Raw genomic sequence first — 13892 nt, 5'->3', positions numbered from 1 at the left:
GCCAGACTCTTTCCCATCTGCTTCGGCATGGTTAATAGTGTCGACTTCGCGGAGGATCGATCATGGAACAAAGCCGGCTATCGAAGAAGGAGCGGCATGAGCTCATTCTGTCGGAAGTGCGGCGCTCGGCATCGATCCGTATCTCCAGGCTCGCAACGCGCCTTGGTGTCGCCGGCGAAACGATTCGGCGCGATCTTATCGAGCTTGGCGATGCGGGGCTGCTCAACCGGACCTATGGCGGCGCGACGATCTCGCTGGTGACATCCGAGCCTGTGATCGCCGAGCGCAGCCAGACCATGATCGAGGAGCGCGCCCGGATCGGGCGTGGCGTGGCCGGGCTGGTTAAGAAAGGCCAGATCGTGATGATCGACGGCGGCTCGACGACTTACGAGGCGGCGCGCAATCTCTCGCAGCTGAGGCGCGACTTGACCATCATCACCAACTCCATCGGTGTCGCCTCGGTGGCCGGCGCCAATCCAACCTTTCGGGTTATCCTGTGCCCCGGCACCTATGACAGCCGCGAAGCCAGCGTGCTCGGCGAGGACACGGTGGAATTCGTGAGGCGCTACAATGCCGACGTTGCGATCATCGGCGCCTCGAGCCTGTCCGTGGACGGGCCCAGCGACATGATCTCGGGGGCGGCCGCGGTGAAACGGGCAATGATTGCACGAGCGCTATCGACGGCGCTTGTGGTGACCCACGACAAGTTCGGCCGCAACAGCCTCGAACGCGTCTGCGCAATCGGCGAGCTTTCCGACATCGTCACCGATCGCGAACCGCAGCCGGCGCTACGCGCCGTCATCGAAGCGGCTGGGACGGAACTCCACGTCCTGGGCGGCGGTTGAACGGGGCCGACCGACTATCTATGCGTCGCCAGCCATTTTGGCTCGCAGCCAGGCCGTGATGGCGTCGAAGTCGATCGGCTTGGTCGTGTCGACGTCGAAGAGCGGCCCGCGCCGTAGCGGTTCGGCGCGCTTGGCGAGCTCGATCAGTTCGGGGATATAGGCCGCACCGGGATGGCCGGCGGGGCGCTGGTCGAGCCGGGCGCCGTATCGCTCGGCAAGCACTTCGCCGGGCGCGTGGCACCAGATTTCAACGGTCTGTCCGACACCGGCTTTTCGCAGGTGATCCTCCAGAACCTCGCGCGGCTGGAAGCCGAACCAGGCGTCGACGATCACCGTGGTCCCTGCCGGAGCTTCGCCGACGACGGACCAGATCGCCTGGTAGCTGGCGCGGCCAAGCGTGCGGTTGAACAGGCGGTCGCCGCCGCCGAGCACTTCAAGGAACGGGTTCTTGATGGTGTCGAGCGCCAGCAACGGCCAGCCCATGCGATCGGCGATGCCGCGCGAGACCGTGCTCTTGCCGCTGGCGGGGATTCCGTTGACAAGCACCGCGCGCTTGATCTGGCCGGACAGGGCCAAGGGGGCAACCGGAACGGCATGCGGCTCCGCCGCCAGGGCCTGCAGCCCGGCCCCGATCACACCAGCGTCATCGCCGAGTTGCGCGGGTTCGACCTGGCATTGATACCAGGGCGCCAGCGCCGGCGCGCGGCCGAGCGCTAGGTGTGCCGCCCGGCCGAGGCCGCCGCCAAGCAGCACCATGTCGGGATCAAGCACGGCAACGGCTGTGTCGATGGCGGCACGCAGCGGCCTCGCCCAGGCATCCAGTACGCTGCGCGCGGCGGTATCGCCCGCTGCATCGCGGGCAAAGAGCTGATCGACCGAAATGTCGGGGCCGAGCCCGGCGCGTGCAATGTGACGGCCGAGCGCCGTGCCCGAACTGGTGGTCTCGACGCAGCCGCGGCGCCCGCAGGCGCAGACCTCGCCATTGACGTCGACGGTGATGTGGCCGAGCTGGCCTGCCGTTGCCAAGCCGCGCGTGATCCGCCGATCCTGGGCGACGGCGCCGCCAATGCCGGTGCCGATGGTGAACATGACGATGTTGCCATGGCCACGCCCGGCGCCGAGCGCCATCTCGGCGGCCAGCGCCATGTTGCAGTCATTGTCGATGACGACAGGCTTGCCCGTCATGTCTTCCAGGCGCCGCGCCAGTGCAACCGAGGCGAGGTTGACATATCCGCCCGAGAGGACCGCGCCGCGCCGCGCATCGACGCGGCCGGGGACACCGACGCCGATGGCCTTCACATCCGGCGTGTCGAGAAGGCGCACCATGTCGGCGATGCGGCCGAGCACCAGTTCCGGGTCGGGCGCGCTCTTTTCGGAAACGCGCTTGAGGATTTCACCGGTCTCGGCGATGCGGGCGGCACGCAGATTGGTGCCGCCGATGTCGATTCCTATGCTGAGAGGCATGGCGTCCCGCATTTGTTTTCACGCAATTCCGGACGCAAAACCGCTTCACACTCTTGCTGGAATAGCTCTAGTTCCAAATTCGATTATCAGGCAGCGGCTTTCTGCCGGTAGTGCCCGATCACGGCCTGGATCTCACGCAATCGCGGCACCGCGATGGTCTTAAGCCTTTCGCGCTGGATGTCACGGTCGAGCGAGATGCAATCCTTCCACAACGAGCGGCCGGCGATCACGCCCGAGGCGCCGTTCTGCATGGCGATCTCGACCTGGCCAAGGAAGGTGGCGTGGTTGACGCCGGCCGAAAGCACCGCCCAAGGCACCTCACCGGCCATTTTGGTGATGTTGGCGCAGGCTTGCGGCGTTCCGGGGTAGGGAAGCTTCAGCACCTTGGCGCCGCAGTCGAGCGAAATCCTGGTGCCTTCCTCAACCAGCCATGGCGTCTTGGCCGCATAATCCTCGGGGCTTTCGCCCTCGAGCTGATAGGTCAGGAACTCGACGACGAGCAGCAGGTCCTCCTGCCCGAAATCGGCGATGCACTGGCGCAGGATGGCGATGTTGTGCTCGTTGGCTTCAGGCTTGTCGGCTCTGAGATAGACCATGATCTTGCCGCCGGTGCCGCCGAGTGCGCGGACGCGGCGCGCGTCGATGCCGGGAACCAGGCGCGACAGGCGGTAACCCTTGGGCGAGACGTCGAAACCGGAAGCGTCGAGCCCGATGAGCAGTGCCGTATCGCGGTTCAAGACGCCCTCGTCGACAATGCGCGGCACCGCGCAGAGCGGGTCGAGCAGCACGCAGGATGCGGCACTGGCGAGGTAGCGCGTGATATCCGCCTTGGTGTCGCCAAGCATGTCGTTGGTGATCCTGGCCTGTTCGGCCGGGTCCGACGCCAGCAAGGTCCGCATGCCGCCGCGCTGGTCGCAGGCTATGGCCACCATGGCCCCGTTCTTGCCGCATATCTGCTGGTAGCCGCGCAGTTCCGCGGTGGTCATCTTCGTCATGATCTTCGGTCCGATGTTGGCGCTCTCTCGCGGAGGGCGCGGATCCCGTGAAAAGAATAATGTTCAGTTCTGCCTGCCGTGCCGGCAGGGAGATTTTCGCGGCGGTGCCGCGTCCTCCGCCCCTCGCGAACAGCGCCTCGCTGGCCGGGCGGCCTGCAGTGGCACCGCACGTTGCGAGTTGGCTTGATTTGCGCGATAACTCCCGTCGGCGTATACGTGTGTAACACGTTGCTGAAAGGAATTGCAAGCTGCCTGTTTCTCCCATCCAGGATGCCACCCCATCGCGGACGATGCTGCACACGGTGGCCAAGCTGCATTACGTGGAGGAGATGTCGCAGGTCGACATCGCGCGGCAGCTCGGTGTCTCCACCGCGACGATTTCGCGCCTGCTGCAGCGGGCGCGGGCCGAAGGGATCGTGCGCATCGAGGTTCTCGACCTGGCGACACCGGAGGACATCACCAGGCAGCTGGTCGATGGCTTGAAATTGCGGGATGCCGCGGTGGTGGAAACGCCAGCGGCGGGTACGCTGGCAGCGCTCGCGGCACCGCTTGGCGGTCTGCTCAGGCAGGCGCAACTGGTGGCAGGCTCCGTCGTCGCCATCGGCTGGGGACGCGCCGTGCGCGAGGTCATCCGGGCCGGCCTGCCGCGCATGCCGGGCGTGCTGACCGTGGCCGCCACCGGCGGCATGCAGCAGCAGGCGGCGCATTTTCAGGTCAACGAATTCGTGCGGCTTGCCGCCGAGGAGTTCGGCGGCACGCCGCATTTCATCCATGCGCCCTATTTGCCCTCCAGCGAATTGCGTGAGGTTTTCCTGCGCGACGCCGCCATACGCGATGCCGTTGCGCTGTGGGAGCGGACCGATGTCGCGATCGTCGGCATCGGCCTGCCGCATGCCATCAATGCGCCCGAGGCGAGTGCCGCCACGCCGAGCGAGCAGGCGCTGGTTCATGCCGCCGGCGACGTGCTTCGCCATTATTTCGATGCCGAGGGCACGCTGATCGCCTGGGAAGGGGAGAGCCGGATGATCGCCATGTCGCCGGCGCAACTGCGCGCCGTGCCGCTGGTCATCGGCCTTGCCGCATCACCGGAAAAGGCGACGGCGATTATTGCCGCCGTTCGCGCCGGGCTCATCAACACGCTGGTGACGGATACCAAGACGGCGCAGGCCATCCTCGCGGCGCTCGCGTAGCCATGGAGCGGGCAGTATCTGCCGCGAAAACCAGTTGTGCCGCCGAAAGCCGCGGGCGATAGTCGGCCGGGGCTCCGCGGAGCAGTCGAATGTCGTACGGTGTGAAAAACCCGGCGCTGCCAGCTCGGAAAAACCGAGTTGCAATTTATTTCTGCAAAGTGTTACAAGTTCGAACGCCCGCCAGCAAGGCGCGGCGTGGGGCACAGTTTGCCGGACCTCGCGGAGGCGGAGGTTCGGGGCTGTGGCCAGGTGCGCCGGCCGGCTGACCGGCTGACATATCGACTGGAGGGCGCTTGGGAGGAGCTGCCCGCGAAGGCAAACAGGCGTTCCCGGCCGTCGGCATCCGCAGGGATGACGGCCATTCCAATGTCACTTGCAACGGCAGATCTGCCAATAATGAGGAGGATGTCATGAAGAAGATTGTTGCCGCGCTCGCGGCGCTTGCCGTCAGTGCGACGGTGCTGATCGCGCCCGCACAGGCGCAGGACAAGAAGTACACCATTGCGCTCATTCCGGGCCTGACCACGGACGGCTTCTACATCACCATGCGCAAGGGCGCGCAGGCGGCCGCCGACGCGCTCGGCGTCAACCTGGTTTTCCAGGGTGCACCGGACTTCAACCCGGTCACCCAGGTGCCGGTGCTCGACGCCGTCATCGCCAAGAAGCCGGACGCCATCCTGATCGCGCCGACCGACAAGGCGCAGCTGGTCGAGCCGCTGCGCAAGGCCCATGATGCCGGCATCCCGGTCATCACCGTCGACACGTTCATCGGCAGCGGTGTCTACCAGACCGGCACTGGCGATGCCGACTTCCCGCTCTCCTACATCGCCTCCGACAACGTGCTCGGCGGCGCTATCGCGGCGCGCGCCTTGGCCACCGCCATCGGTGACAAGGGCAAGGTCTATGTGTCGAACGTCAAGCCCGGCATCTCGACCACCGACCAGCGTGAGGACGGCTTCAAGAAGGAGATGGCGGCCAACCATCCCGGCATCACCGTTCTCGAGACCCAGTTCAACGATAACGACGCCAACAAGGCGGCCTCGCAGCTGCAGGCGGTGTTTGCCCGCAATCCCGACCTGGTTGGCGTCTTCGGCGCCAATCTGTTCTCGGCGCTGGGTGCCGCCAACGGCGTCAAGCAGGCCGGACAGAGCGGCACCGTCAAGGTCGTCGCCTTCGATGCTCCGACCAGCATCGTCGATAACATCAACACCGGTCTGGTCGATGTGGCGATTGCCCAGCATCCCGCCGAGATCGGCTATTACGGCGTCGTCTCAGCCTATGCCCATCTGACCGGGAACTCGATCCCGGTCAGCATCGGCACCGGCTTCACGATCATGGACAAGTCCAACATCGCGGATCCGAACATCTCGAAGTACCTCTACTCCGAGTAAGTCCAGACCAGCTTGGCTCCTCCCGGTCCGCCGGGAGGAGCCTGTGCCGGGTCCTCGCCAGAGGCAGGACCTGTTTGAAGTCAGCCGCGCCGCGGAGTATCCATGACCTCGACATCACCTGCCCAGCCGGCCGACAAGCATGTCGCCCCTCAAGCCGATCACGGCGATCCAGCCAGGAGCCTGATCGCACGCATCGCCGAAGGACGCGCCTGGCTGTTCCTTGCCGGCTTGATCGTCTGTTTCGAGGTCTGGTCGAGGCTCGCCTTCGGTGCGACCTTCATGCTCAACCCGTTCAACCTGCAGTCCATCGCGATCTTCGCCGTGGCGCCGCTGCTGCTGGCGACCGGCCAGACCTTCGTCATCATTTCGGGCGGCATCGACCTGTCGCTTGGCTTCATCATGGGTCTTGCCGCCGTCATCGCCGCGCATGCCACAAACCTGGCGGGAGCCGCAATTCCCCTGCCGCTGGCCATGCTGGCCGGCATCCTTGCCTCGGTGATCGTTGCCGGCGTGCCGGGCGTCATCAACGGCCTGCTGATCTCGCGGCTAAAGGTGCCGCCCTTCATCGGCACGCTCGGCATGTTCGGCGTCGCGCGCGGCGCCGCCTTCCTGCTCGCCGGCGGCACCACCGTGCCGGTGCAGAATTCCTGGTTCGCGCTGCTCGGCAACGGCAAGTTCTATGGCGTGCCCTATCTGGTGCTGATCACCGCGGTCTTCGTCATCGTCATGCACTATCTGCTCAGCCAGACCCGGTTCGGCCAGCACAATTATGCCATCGGCGCCAATGTGCAGGCGGCGCGGCGCGCCGGCATCGACATCAGGGGCCACATATTGCGGCTCTATGTGCTGTCGGCAATGTGCGCGGGCCTTGGCGGCGCGCTCTATGCCGCGCGCTTTACCGCGGGTGCGGCGCAGGCAGGCGAGCCCCTGCTGCTCGACAGCGTCGCGGCGGTGGTGATCGGCGGCGCCAGCCTGTTCGGCGGCTCCGGCACCATCTTCGGCACGGTCGCCGGCGCGCTGGTCATCGCGGTCATCCAGTACGGGCTGGTCTTCGTCAATGTCGAACCGTTCTGGCAGTTCATCGCCGTCGGCGTCGTCATCATCATTTCCGTCCTCATCGACCAGGCGCAACGCCGGTTCAGTGGAGCTCGTCAGGATGAATAGCAGCAACCAGACCACGCCCCTGCTGGAGGTCCGAAACCTGTCCAAGCACTTCGGCGCCGTGCGCGCGCTCAACGATTTCTCCATGGCCGTGGGGCCGGGCGAAGTGGTGGCGCTGGCCGGTGACAATGGTGCCGGCAAGACGACGCTGATCAAAGCGATATCGGGAGTGTTCCAGCCGACGGGTGGCGAAATCCTGCTCAGGGGCCAGCCGGTGACGTTCGCGACGCCGCAGGAGGCGCGCGAAAAGGGCATCGAGACGATCTACCAGGATCTCGCGCTCGCCGACAATCTGTCGATCGGCGCCAACATCTTCCTTGGCCGCGAACCGATGCGCAAGGCGTTCGGCTTCCTGCCGGTGCTCGACCGCAAGGCGATGGCCGAGGCGGCCAAGGCGACGATGGGCCGGCTGGACTTCCATGTCAGCCGGCTCGAGGCCCCGGTCAGCAATTTCTCCGGCGGCCAGCGCCAGGCCGTCGCCATCGGCCGCGCCGTCTACTGGGATGCACAGATCCTGATCATGGACGAGCCGACGGCGGCGCTCGGCGTGCCCGAGCAGCGCAAGGTGATTTCGCTGATCCATCAGCTCAAGGCGCAAGGGCGCGGGGTGATCTTCATCTCGCACAATCTGCAGGACATCTTCGCTGTCTCGGACCGCATCGTCGTGCTGCGGCGCGGCGTCCAGGCCGGCGAGCGCAAGATCTCCGAGACCAACCATGACGAAGTCGTCAAGCTGATGGTCGGCGGCTAAGGTGAATTGATATTCAGGTGATGCCGGCCTGCAAACGGTCGCTTCGCGTCCGTCTTCAATTCCAACTCGGCCTGACCTGAATCTCAACAGACCTTAGATCGTCAATCGCCTAGCCGCATCACGGTTGGCCAATGCGATGTGGCAGCAGCCGGAGCCGTGGCCCGGCGTCCAGGTGACGTTGTCGAAGCGCACGCCGGTCGCCTCGAACAGGCCACGGTCGAAGGCGCCGGCGATGCGGCAGAGCGTGGCGAGCTTTTCATCGCCAACGCCGGCCTCGACCCAGGCGTCCTTCAGCGGGCAGCGCTTGACCTTGAAGGAGATGCGGTCATCGCCGCGCTCGACATCGGTCGGATACATCTGGCCGCCGTCAGGGCTGACGGCCAGGAAGGCCTCGCCGATGGCGCGCGCGTCGTTGGCGCCAAAGCTGGCGAAGGCCGCTGCCGCCACCTCCTTGCCGCGCTGCTCGATGGCGCGGATCATGATCGCCTCCGCCTTTTCAGCGCCCAGCTCTCCGGTCAGTTCGTCGAGGAAGAGACGGTAGAGATCGGCGCGGTTGCGGAAGGCGGAATCGAGTTCGCGCGACAGTTTCTCGGCTCTGGCTTGCGGGTCGGTCATGATGCGTCCTGATTTGTTGTTTGATCATGATCTCTGGACAAAACGGTTCCCGTTTGTCCGGGAAAACCGGGTCCCACTTTTTCGGGATCATGGTCCGGTCCTGTTCAATCTTGGTGCTGCCGTCACCAGCGCCTTGCCGATGGCCGATTGCGGTGCGCCGATGACGGCACGCGCGTCGCCGCTCTCGGCAATCCGCCCGGCATCAAGAAGGATGACGCGGTGGGCGACCGCGCGGACAACACCGAGGTCATGGGAAATGAAGAGATAGGCGATCCGTTCCTGCCCTTGCAGGTCGAGCAACAGGTCGAGGATCTGGCCGCGCACCGAGACGTCGAGTGCCGACACGGCCTCGTCGAGTACGATCAGCGATGGTTTCGTGGCGATGGCGCGGGCGATGGCCACACGCTGCCGCTGGCCCCCGGAGATCTCATGGATGGCGCGGGGCGCCAGATCGACCGCCAGCCCGACGCGCTCGAGCAAGGCAGCAATGCGGCGCCGGCGTTCAGTGCGAGAGGCGATGCCATGGATACGCAAGGGATCGTCGAGCACACGTGCCACCGTGGCGCGCGGGTTGAAGGCGGAGAGTGGATCCTGGAATACCATCTGAAGGCGAGCGCGGCGTGCTCTGAGCGCAGCGCCACGCAAGGCCAGGAAATCATTGCCTTCGAATTCGATGCGGCCGGCGTCTGGCTCGATCAGGCGCAGCACCAGCCGCGCGATCGTCGACTTGCCGCTGCCGGAGGGGCCGGCCAATGCCAATGTTTCGCCGGGCTCGATATGAAAAGAGACATCGTCGGCCGCAATGACGGTCTTGCCACCGCGACGGTAGCGTTTGGTGAGGTTGGACACCGAGAGCAGGCTCATCCGTGGGGCCCGCTTCGGCTCAATAGTGGCTCAGCGTCGAGGCCGATATGGGCGTCGAGCAGTGCGCGCGTGTAGGCCTGAGTTGGGGCGCCGATAATCCGTTCCGTGGCGCCAAGCTCGATCAGCTGGCCGTGGCGGAAGACGGCGATGCGCTCCGCTAGTTCTGCCGCCAGCGCGATATCGTGGCTGATGAACAGCAGCGTCATGCCGTCCTCGGCCACCAGCCTCCGGATCAAGCCGACGATCTCGGCCTGCACGATGGTGTCGAGCGCGCTGGTCGCCTCGTCGGCGATCAGCAGTTTCGGTCCGGCAGCGATCGCGGCGGCGATCGCCACGCGCTGCTTCTGGCCGCCGGAGAGCTGATGCGGAAAGGCATGCAGGGCCGAGTCCGGGTCGGGCAGCTGGATGCGTTGGAGCAAGGTTCTTGCCTTCGCGTATGCCTGAGGCCAGGTAAGGCCGAGATGAGTGCGGGCGACTTCGGCGATCTGTTTGCCGACGGTCATCACAGGATCGAGGCTGGCGGAAGGGTCCTGAAAGACGAAGCCGATGTCGCGGCCGCCGAGGGGAGGTTGGCCATGGCCGGGCCATTCAATTCTCCCACCAGCCAACGATGAAGCCGGCAGCAACCCCGCAATCGCCAGCGCCAGCGTGCTCTTGCCGGAGCCGCTTTCGCCGATGATGGCCAGACGCTCGCCGGCCATAATATCGAAGCTAACGTCCTTCAGTACCGCCACCGCGCTGCCGTCGCGGCGGTAGGTCACCGTCAGGTCGTGGATCGAAGCGAGCGCGGTCACGACAGGCCTCTTTTGACCGCCGTCGTCTCGACGATGCCTTCGCCGGCGAGATAGACGCCGAGCACTGTCAACACCAGCGCTATTCCCGGGACGATCGACAGGAAGGGAGCGGTGCGCAGCACGGCGCGGCCCTCCGCGATCATGCCACCCCAGGTGACCCGGTTGGGATCGCCAAGGCCGAGGAAGGACAAGGCCGCCTCGGTGAGGATGGCGGCGGCGACGATCACCGAGGACATCGCCAGTACCGGCGGCAAGGCGTTGGGCAGCACCTCGCGAAAGGCGATCGCCACCGGATGCATGCCGATGGCGCGGGCGCTGGCGACATAATCGCGTTCGCGAATGGAGAGGACTTCGGCGCGGGCAATTCGAGCCGGTCCAGTCCAGGTGCCGAGCGCTATTGCCGCAACGACGATGCCGAGCGATGGCCCGACGACGCTGACGAAGGCCAGCGCGAGCAGGAAGCTCGGCACGGTCTGGAAGGCGTCGGTGATGCGCATCAGCACCTCGTCGGCGAGGCCGCCGGCCAAGCCGGCCAGCGTGCCTATCACCGCGCCGATGGCGAGTGCCGCCGCCGCTGCGGCAAGGCCGACGGCCAGCGAGGTGCGGGCACCGTGGAAAAGCTCCGCCAACACGTCGCGGCCGAGCCGGTCGGTGCCGAGCGGCAGCGACCAGTCCTGGAAGGGTGGCAGCAGCGTCGGGCCGGCGATGGCTTGCGGGTCGCCAGGAAACAGCAACGGCGCGATGAGCGCCATCGCAATCAGTACGGCCAGAAGGATGGCGCCGGCGACGGCCTCGGGCGTGCGCAGAAGGCGGCGCAGCGGGCTCATGCGCTGGCCTCGCCAGCACCGACGCGCGGGTCGAGGAAGGCATAGGCGATGTCGACGAGAAGGTTGATGATGATGACCAGGACGGCGCTGGTGAGGATGATGCCGAGCAGCAGGGGCGTGTCGCGCGAAGCCACCGCTTCCTGCGCCAGCCGGCCGAGGCCGGGCACGGAAAAGACGCTCTCGATGACGACGCTGCCACCGAGCATCTGCGCCGATTGCAGGCCAAGCATGGTGACCAGCGGCAAGAGCGCATTGCGGGCGACGTGAGCGAGCACGATGCGGCGACGCGAAAGCCCCCTGGCGCGGGCGGCCAGCACGAAATCCTGGCGCCAGGCCTCGGCCATGCCGGCGCGCATCATGCGCAGGTAGAGCGCCAGATAGATGAAGCCAAGGGCGCAAACCGGCAGGACAAGATGGACGGCGATGTCGGCCGCACGGTCGAGGCCGCTCTTGTCCGAGGCGAGCGTCTCGATGCCGCCGATCGGCAGCCAGCGCAGGTCGACGGCAAAGATCACGATCAGCACCAGGCCGAGCCAGAAACCCGGCACGGCATAGAGCGCCAGCGAGCCGATCGAGAGGAAGCGGTCGCGGAAACTGCCGGGGCGGGCGCCGGCATAGATCCCGAGCGTCGAGCCGAGGCCGAAGGACAGCGCGGTGGCGCTGACCATCAACAGCAGCGTGTTGGGCAGGCGCTCGAGGATGACGTCGCGGATCGGCCTGGAGAAGGTCACCGACTGGCCGAGATCCAGATGCAGCAGCGCCCAGAGGTAGTTGGCGAGCCGCGTCAGTTCCGACTGGTCGAGACCCCAGCGATGACGCAGCAATTCGATCATGCCGGCGTCGCCGCCGGTCGAGACGATATAAGCGTCGACCGCGTCGCCGGGTGCGGCCTCGAGCAATAGAAAGGTGCCGATGACGACGATCAGCAGCACGAAGATGCTGCCGAGGAGGCGGCGGCGGATGAGGGTGAGGGCGCGGGGCATGGTCGCCTTACCCTCCCCACAAGGGGGAGTGTAAGGTTGGCACTGTCCGGCAGGACAGAGGGGGGCGCGAAGGAACTCTCATTCTCGAACCTGAGCACCCGGACTTGCGATGCGCAAGCCTGCAGAGAGCGCTAGCCAGCCAGATATGTGTCCGCCCAGTTCGAGACAGCCCAGCGCGGATTGTTGGCGATGTTGCTCACTGTGTCGCGCGCGACGCTGATGAAACTCCATTCGGCGACGTTGATCAGCGGCAGGTCGGCCGCCACCTCCTTCTGGAACTCCTTGTAGAGGTTGGTGCGGGCCGTGGTGTCGAGCGTTTCCGAGGCCTTGGTGATCAGCGTGTCGAGCGCATCGCTCTTGTAGCCGCCCTGGTTGGAGAACGGCACGCCGTCGGGAATGCCGCTCTGCACCAGGATGGTGGTCGAGATCGCCGGGTCGCCGCGGAATACGGGCGGGCCGACGGCGAGGTCGAAGGCATGGTCGGTGTAGACGGCCTTGATGTGCGCGGCGGAGTCGTTGTTGACCAACTCCGCGTCGATGCCGATGGCGGCCAGCGCCTGGCGCAGATAGTCACCGAACTGCTTGGTCTCGTTGAAATAGGGCGCCGGCAAGAGTTTCAGCGTGAAGCGCTTGCCGTCCGGGCCTTTCTTGTAACCGGCTTCGTCGAGCAGCGCGTTGGCCTTGGCGACGTCGAAGGCATAGGTCGGCACATCGGCGGTGTAGAATTGCGGATCGTTCTTGGGCACCGGTCCGGTGGCTGTCGCGGCATATCCGAGGAACACCGTCTTGACGACGAAATCCTTGTCGATGGCATGCGCGATCGCCTGGCGCACTTTCAGATCGGCCAGTTCCTTGCGGCGATGGTTGATCTCGACGACGAGCTGATAGGTCAGCCCTTCATAGCCCTTGGAGATCACCTTCAGGCCCGGCACCTTGGAGATGCGGTCGAGGTCGGCCAGCGGCACGGCGGAGAAGGCGGCGAGTTGGATCTCCTCGGCTTCCAGAGCGTTCGCCGCCGAGGTGCGGTCGGGCAGAACCTGGTAGATGATCTCGTCGAGATAGGGCTCGTCCTTGGCCCAGTAATCGGTGTTCTTGATCAGCCGGTAATACTGGCCTGGCTTGTACTCGCCGAACTTGAATGGGCCGGTGCCGATGGGGGCGGTGTTGGCCGGGTTGTCCTCGATCTTGCCGACTTCGTAGACGTGTTTCGGCACGACACTGCTCAGCGCCGGCAGCGCGTTGCGGATCAGCTGGAATGGCGTCGGCTTGGCGAATTTGAAGACGGCGGTGAAATCGTCTGGAGTGTCGACGGCCGCAAGGTCTTTGAACACGGTGCGGCCGAGATTCTGCAGCGGCTTCCAGATCTGCAGCGCCGAGAAGGCGACGTCGGCGGAGGTGAACGGCTTGCCGTCATGCCATTTGACGCCTTCGCGCAGTTTGAACGTCACTGAGAGCCCATCGGCGGAACCTTCCCAACTCAGTGCCAGGCGTGGGGCGAGCCCGTCCTTGCCATCGAAGGAGGCTTCGGCCAGCGTTTCGACGATCTTGCTGGAGATGAAGAAGACGCCGTTGGAGGCGACGATCGCCGGGTTGAGGTTGCGCGGTTCGGAGTCCGCGGCCAATACCAGCCGTCCACCCTTCTTCGGCGTCTGCGTCCAGCCCAATGTCGGCATGGCCGTGGAAGCCAGAAGCATCGCCGAGCCGGCAAGCATCGTGCGTCTGGAAATCGTGGAACCTGGCATGATCGAACTCCGTCCTCTCCGCGACCCCTTCGGGCGCGACAACACCCCTCGGATGCCGACATCGGCATCCTTGCGGCGGCGATTATGAGCCTTGCCGAGGGTTTCGCCAGAGACGGAATTGGCGCATCCTTGCTTGGCTTTGAAATTTTCGTTCGCTGGACCAGTTTGAGAGAACGGGTTCAAGCCAAGTAATCTGGTAGGACCAGATTTGGCGCATATACGACAGATGACGAGTTGGTGACTGTCCCGCAGCGCCGTTCGCGTATTTCT

13 protein-coding genes are annotated in these 13892 nt (G+C 65.4%); 5 read left to right on the top strand and 8 right to left on the bottom strand.

What is annotated here, in order from left to right; translation table 11 throughout:
* Positions 1-62: 62 nt before the first annotated feature.
* The gene (locus AC1VON_RS33540; protein WP_172348476.1) at positions 63-845 is read left to right on the top strand and encodes a DeoR/GlpR family DNA-binding transcription regulator; all 783 of its coding nucleotides are present in this window, start codon (positions 63-65) and stop codon (positions 843-845) included.
* An 18-nt stretch (positions 846-863) separates the two neighbouring features.
* Here AC1VON_RS33540 and AC1VON_RS33535 read toward each other — a convergent pair whose 3' ends face one another.
* Both AC1VON_RS33535 and AC1VON_RS33530 read right to left on the bottom strand, forming a co-directional pair.
* The gene (locus AC1VON_RS33535; protein ID WP_483126229.1) at positions 864-2309 is read right to left on the bottom strand and encodes an ROK family protein; all 1446 of its coding nucleotides are present in this window, start codon (positions 2307-2309) and stop codon (positions 864-866) included.
* 86 nt (positions 2310-2395) lie between these two features.
* On the bottom strand, positions 2396-3304 hold the full coding sequence (locus tag AC1VON_RS33530) for a tagatose-bisphosphate aldolase (protein WP_483126228.1): 909 nt from the start codon (positions 3302-3304) through the stop codon (positions 2396-2398).
* A gap of 290 nt (positions 3305-3594) precedes the next feature.
* Between AC1VON_RS33530 and AC1VON_RS33525 the strand changes: the two genes are divergently transcribed.
* From AC1VON_RS33525 to AC1VON_RS33510, 4 genes are all read left to right on the top strand, one after another.
* On the top strand, positions 3595-4494 hold the full coding sequence (locus tag AC1VON_RS33525) for a sugar-binding transcriptional regulator (RefSeq protein ID WP_172348479.1): 900 nt from the start codon (positions 3595-3597) through the stop codon (positions 4492-4494).
* A 410-nt stretch (positions 4495-4904) separates the two neighbouring features.
* Positions 4905-5885, top strand: a complete 981-nt coding sequence (locus AC1VON_RS33520; protein ID WP_172348480.1) for an ABC transporter substrate-binding protein — start codon at positions 4905-4907, stop codon at positions 5883-5885.
* A gap of 102 nt (positions 5886-5987) precedes the next feature.
* Positions 5988-7049 carry an ABC transporter permease subunit gene (locus AC1VON_RS33515; RefSeq protein ID WP_172348481.1) on the top strand — a complete coding sequence of 354 codons (1062 nt, stop codon included), beginning with the start codon at positions 5988-5990 and terminating at the stop codon, positions 7047-7049.
* Complete coding sequence (locus AC1VON_RS33510; RefSeq protein WP_172348482.1) at positions 7042-7797, top strand: ATP-binding cassette domain-containing protein; 756 nt, start codon at positions 7042-7044, stop codon at positions 7795-7797. Before AC1VON_RS33515 ends, AC1VON_RS33510 begins: the two co-directional genes overlap by 8 nt.
* Before the next feature lie 93 nt (positions 7798-7890).
* Here the strand turns inward: AC1VON_RS33510 and AC1VON_RS33505 are convergent, their stop codons facing one another.
* The 6 genes from AC1VON_RS33505 to AC1VON_RS33480 all read right to left on the bottom strand — a co-directional run bounded on the left by AC1VON_RS33505 (position 7891) and on the right by AC1VON_RS33480 (position 13622).
* Entirely contained in the window at positions 7891-8412 is a 522-nt protein-coding gene (locus AC1VON_RS33505) for an L-2-amino-thiazoline-4-carboxylic acid hydrolase (protein ID WP_483126227.1), read from the bottom strand.
* 87 nt (positions 8413-8499) lie between these two features.
* Entirely contained in the window at positions 8500-9276 is a 777-nt protein-coding gene (locus tag AC1VON_RS33500) for an ABC transporter ATP-binding protein (RefSeq protein ID WP_483126226.1), read from the bottom strand.
* Entirely contained in the window at positions 9273-10070 is a 798-nt protein-coding gene (locus AC1VON_RS33495) for an ABC transporter ATP-binding protein (protein WP_483126225.1), read from the bottom strand. The genes AC1VON_RS33500 and AC1VON_RS33495 overlap by 4 nt, the downstream gene beginning before the upstream one ends.
* Positions 10067-10897, bottom strand: coding sequence for an ABC transporter permease (locus AC1VON_RS33490; protein ID WP_483126224.1), 831 nt, complete (start codon positions 10895-10897; stop codon positions 10067-10069). Before AC1VON_RS33490 ends, AC1VON_RS33495 begins: the two co-directional genes overlap by 4 nt.
* Entirely contained in the window at positions 10894-11880 is a 987-nt protein-coding gene (locus AC1VON_RS33485) for an ABC transporter permease (protein WP_483126223.1), read from the bottom strand. Before AC1VON_RS33485 ends, AC1VON_RS33490 begins: the two co-directional genes overlap by 4 nt.
* A gap of 131 nt (positions 11881-12011) precedes the next feature.
* The gene (locus tag AC1VON_RS33480) at positions 12012-13622 is read right to left on the bottom strand and encodes an ABC transporter substrate-binding protein (RefSeq protein ID WP_483126222.1); all 1611 of its coding nucleotides are present in this window, start codon (positions 13620-13622) and stop codon (positions 12012-12014) included.
* Positions 13623-13892: the final 270 nt, after the last annotated feature.

The sequence above is a fragment of the Mesorhizobium sp. HAY1-8B genome (genome assembly GCF_056868045.1).
This window is presented reverse-complemented; position numbering and strand designations above follow the sequence as displayed.

Coding starts and splice junctions, on each gene's coding strand:
- AC1VON_RS33540 (WP_172348476.1), top strand. CDS start 63: ATGGAACAAAGCCGGCTATCGAAGAAGGAGCGGCATGAGCTCATTCTG.
- AC1VON_RS33535 (WP_483126229.1), bottom strand. CDS start 2,309: ATGCCTCTCAGCATAGGAATCGACATCGGCGGCACCAATCTGCGTGCC.
- AC1VON_RS33530 (WP_483126228.1), bottom strand. CDS start 3,304: ATGACGAAGATGACCACCGCGGAACTGCGCGGCTACCAGCAGATATGC.
- AC1VON_RS33515 (WP_172348481.1), top strand. CDS start 5,988: ATGACCTCGACATCACCTGCCCAGCCGGCCGACAAGCATGTCGCCCCT.
- AC1VON_RS33480 (WP_483126222.1), bottom strand. CDS start 13,622: ATGCCAGGTTCCACGATTTCCAGACGCACGATGCTTGCCGGCTCGGCG.
- AC1VON_RS33520 (WP_172348480.1), top strand. CDS start 4,905: ATGAAGAAGATTGTTGCCGCGCTCGCGGCGCTTGCCGTCAGTGCGACG.
- AC1VON_RS33490 (WP_483126224.1), bottom strand. CDS start 10,897: ATGAGCCCGCTGCGCCGCCTTCTGCGCACGCCCGAGGCCGTCGCCGGC.
- AC1VON_RS33500 (WP_483126226.1), bottom strand. CDS start 9,276: ATGAGCCTGCTCTCGGTGTCCAACCTCACCAAACGCTACCGTCGCGGT.
- AC1VON_RS33525 (WP_172348479.1), top strand. CDS start 3,595: ATGCTGCACACGGTGGCCAAGCTGCATTACGTGGAGGAGATGTCGCAG.
- AC1VON_RS33510 (WP_172348482.1), top strand. CDS start 7,042: ATGAATAGCAGCAACCAGACCACGCCCCTGCTGGAGGTCCGAAACCTG.
- AC1VON_RS33505 (WP_483126227.1), bottom strand. CDS start 8,412: ATGACCGACCCGCAAGCCAGAGCCGAGAAACTGTCGCGCGAACTCGAT.
- AC1VON_RS33485 (WP_483126223.1), bottom strand. CDS start 11,880: ATGCCCCGCGCCCTCACCCTCATCCGCCGCCGCCTCCTCGGCAGCATC.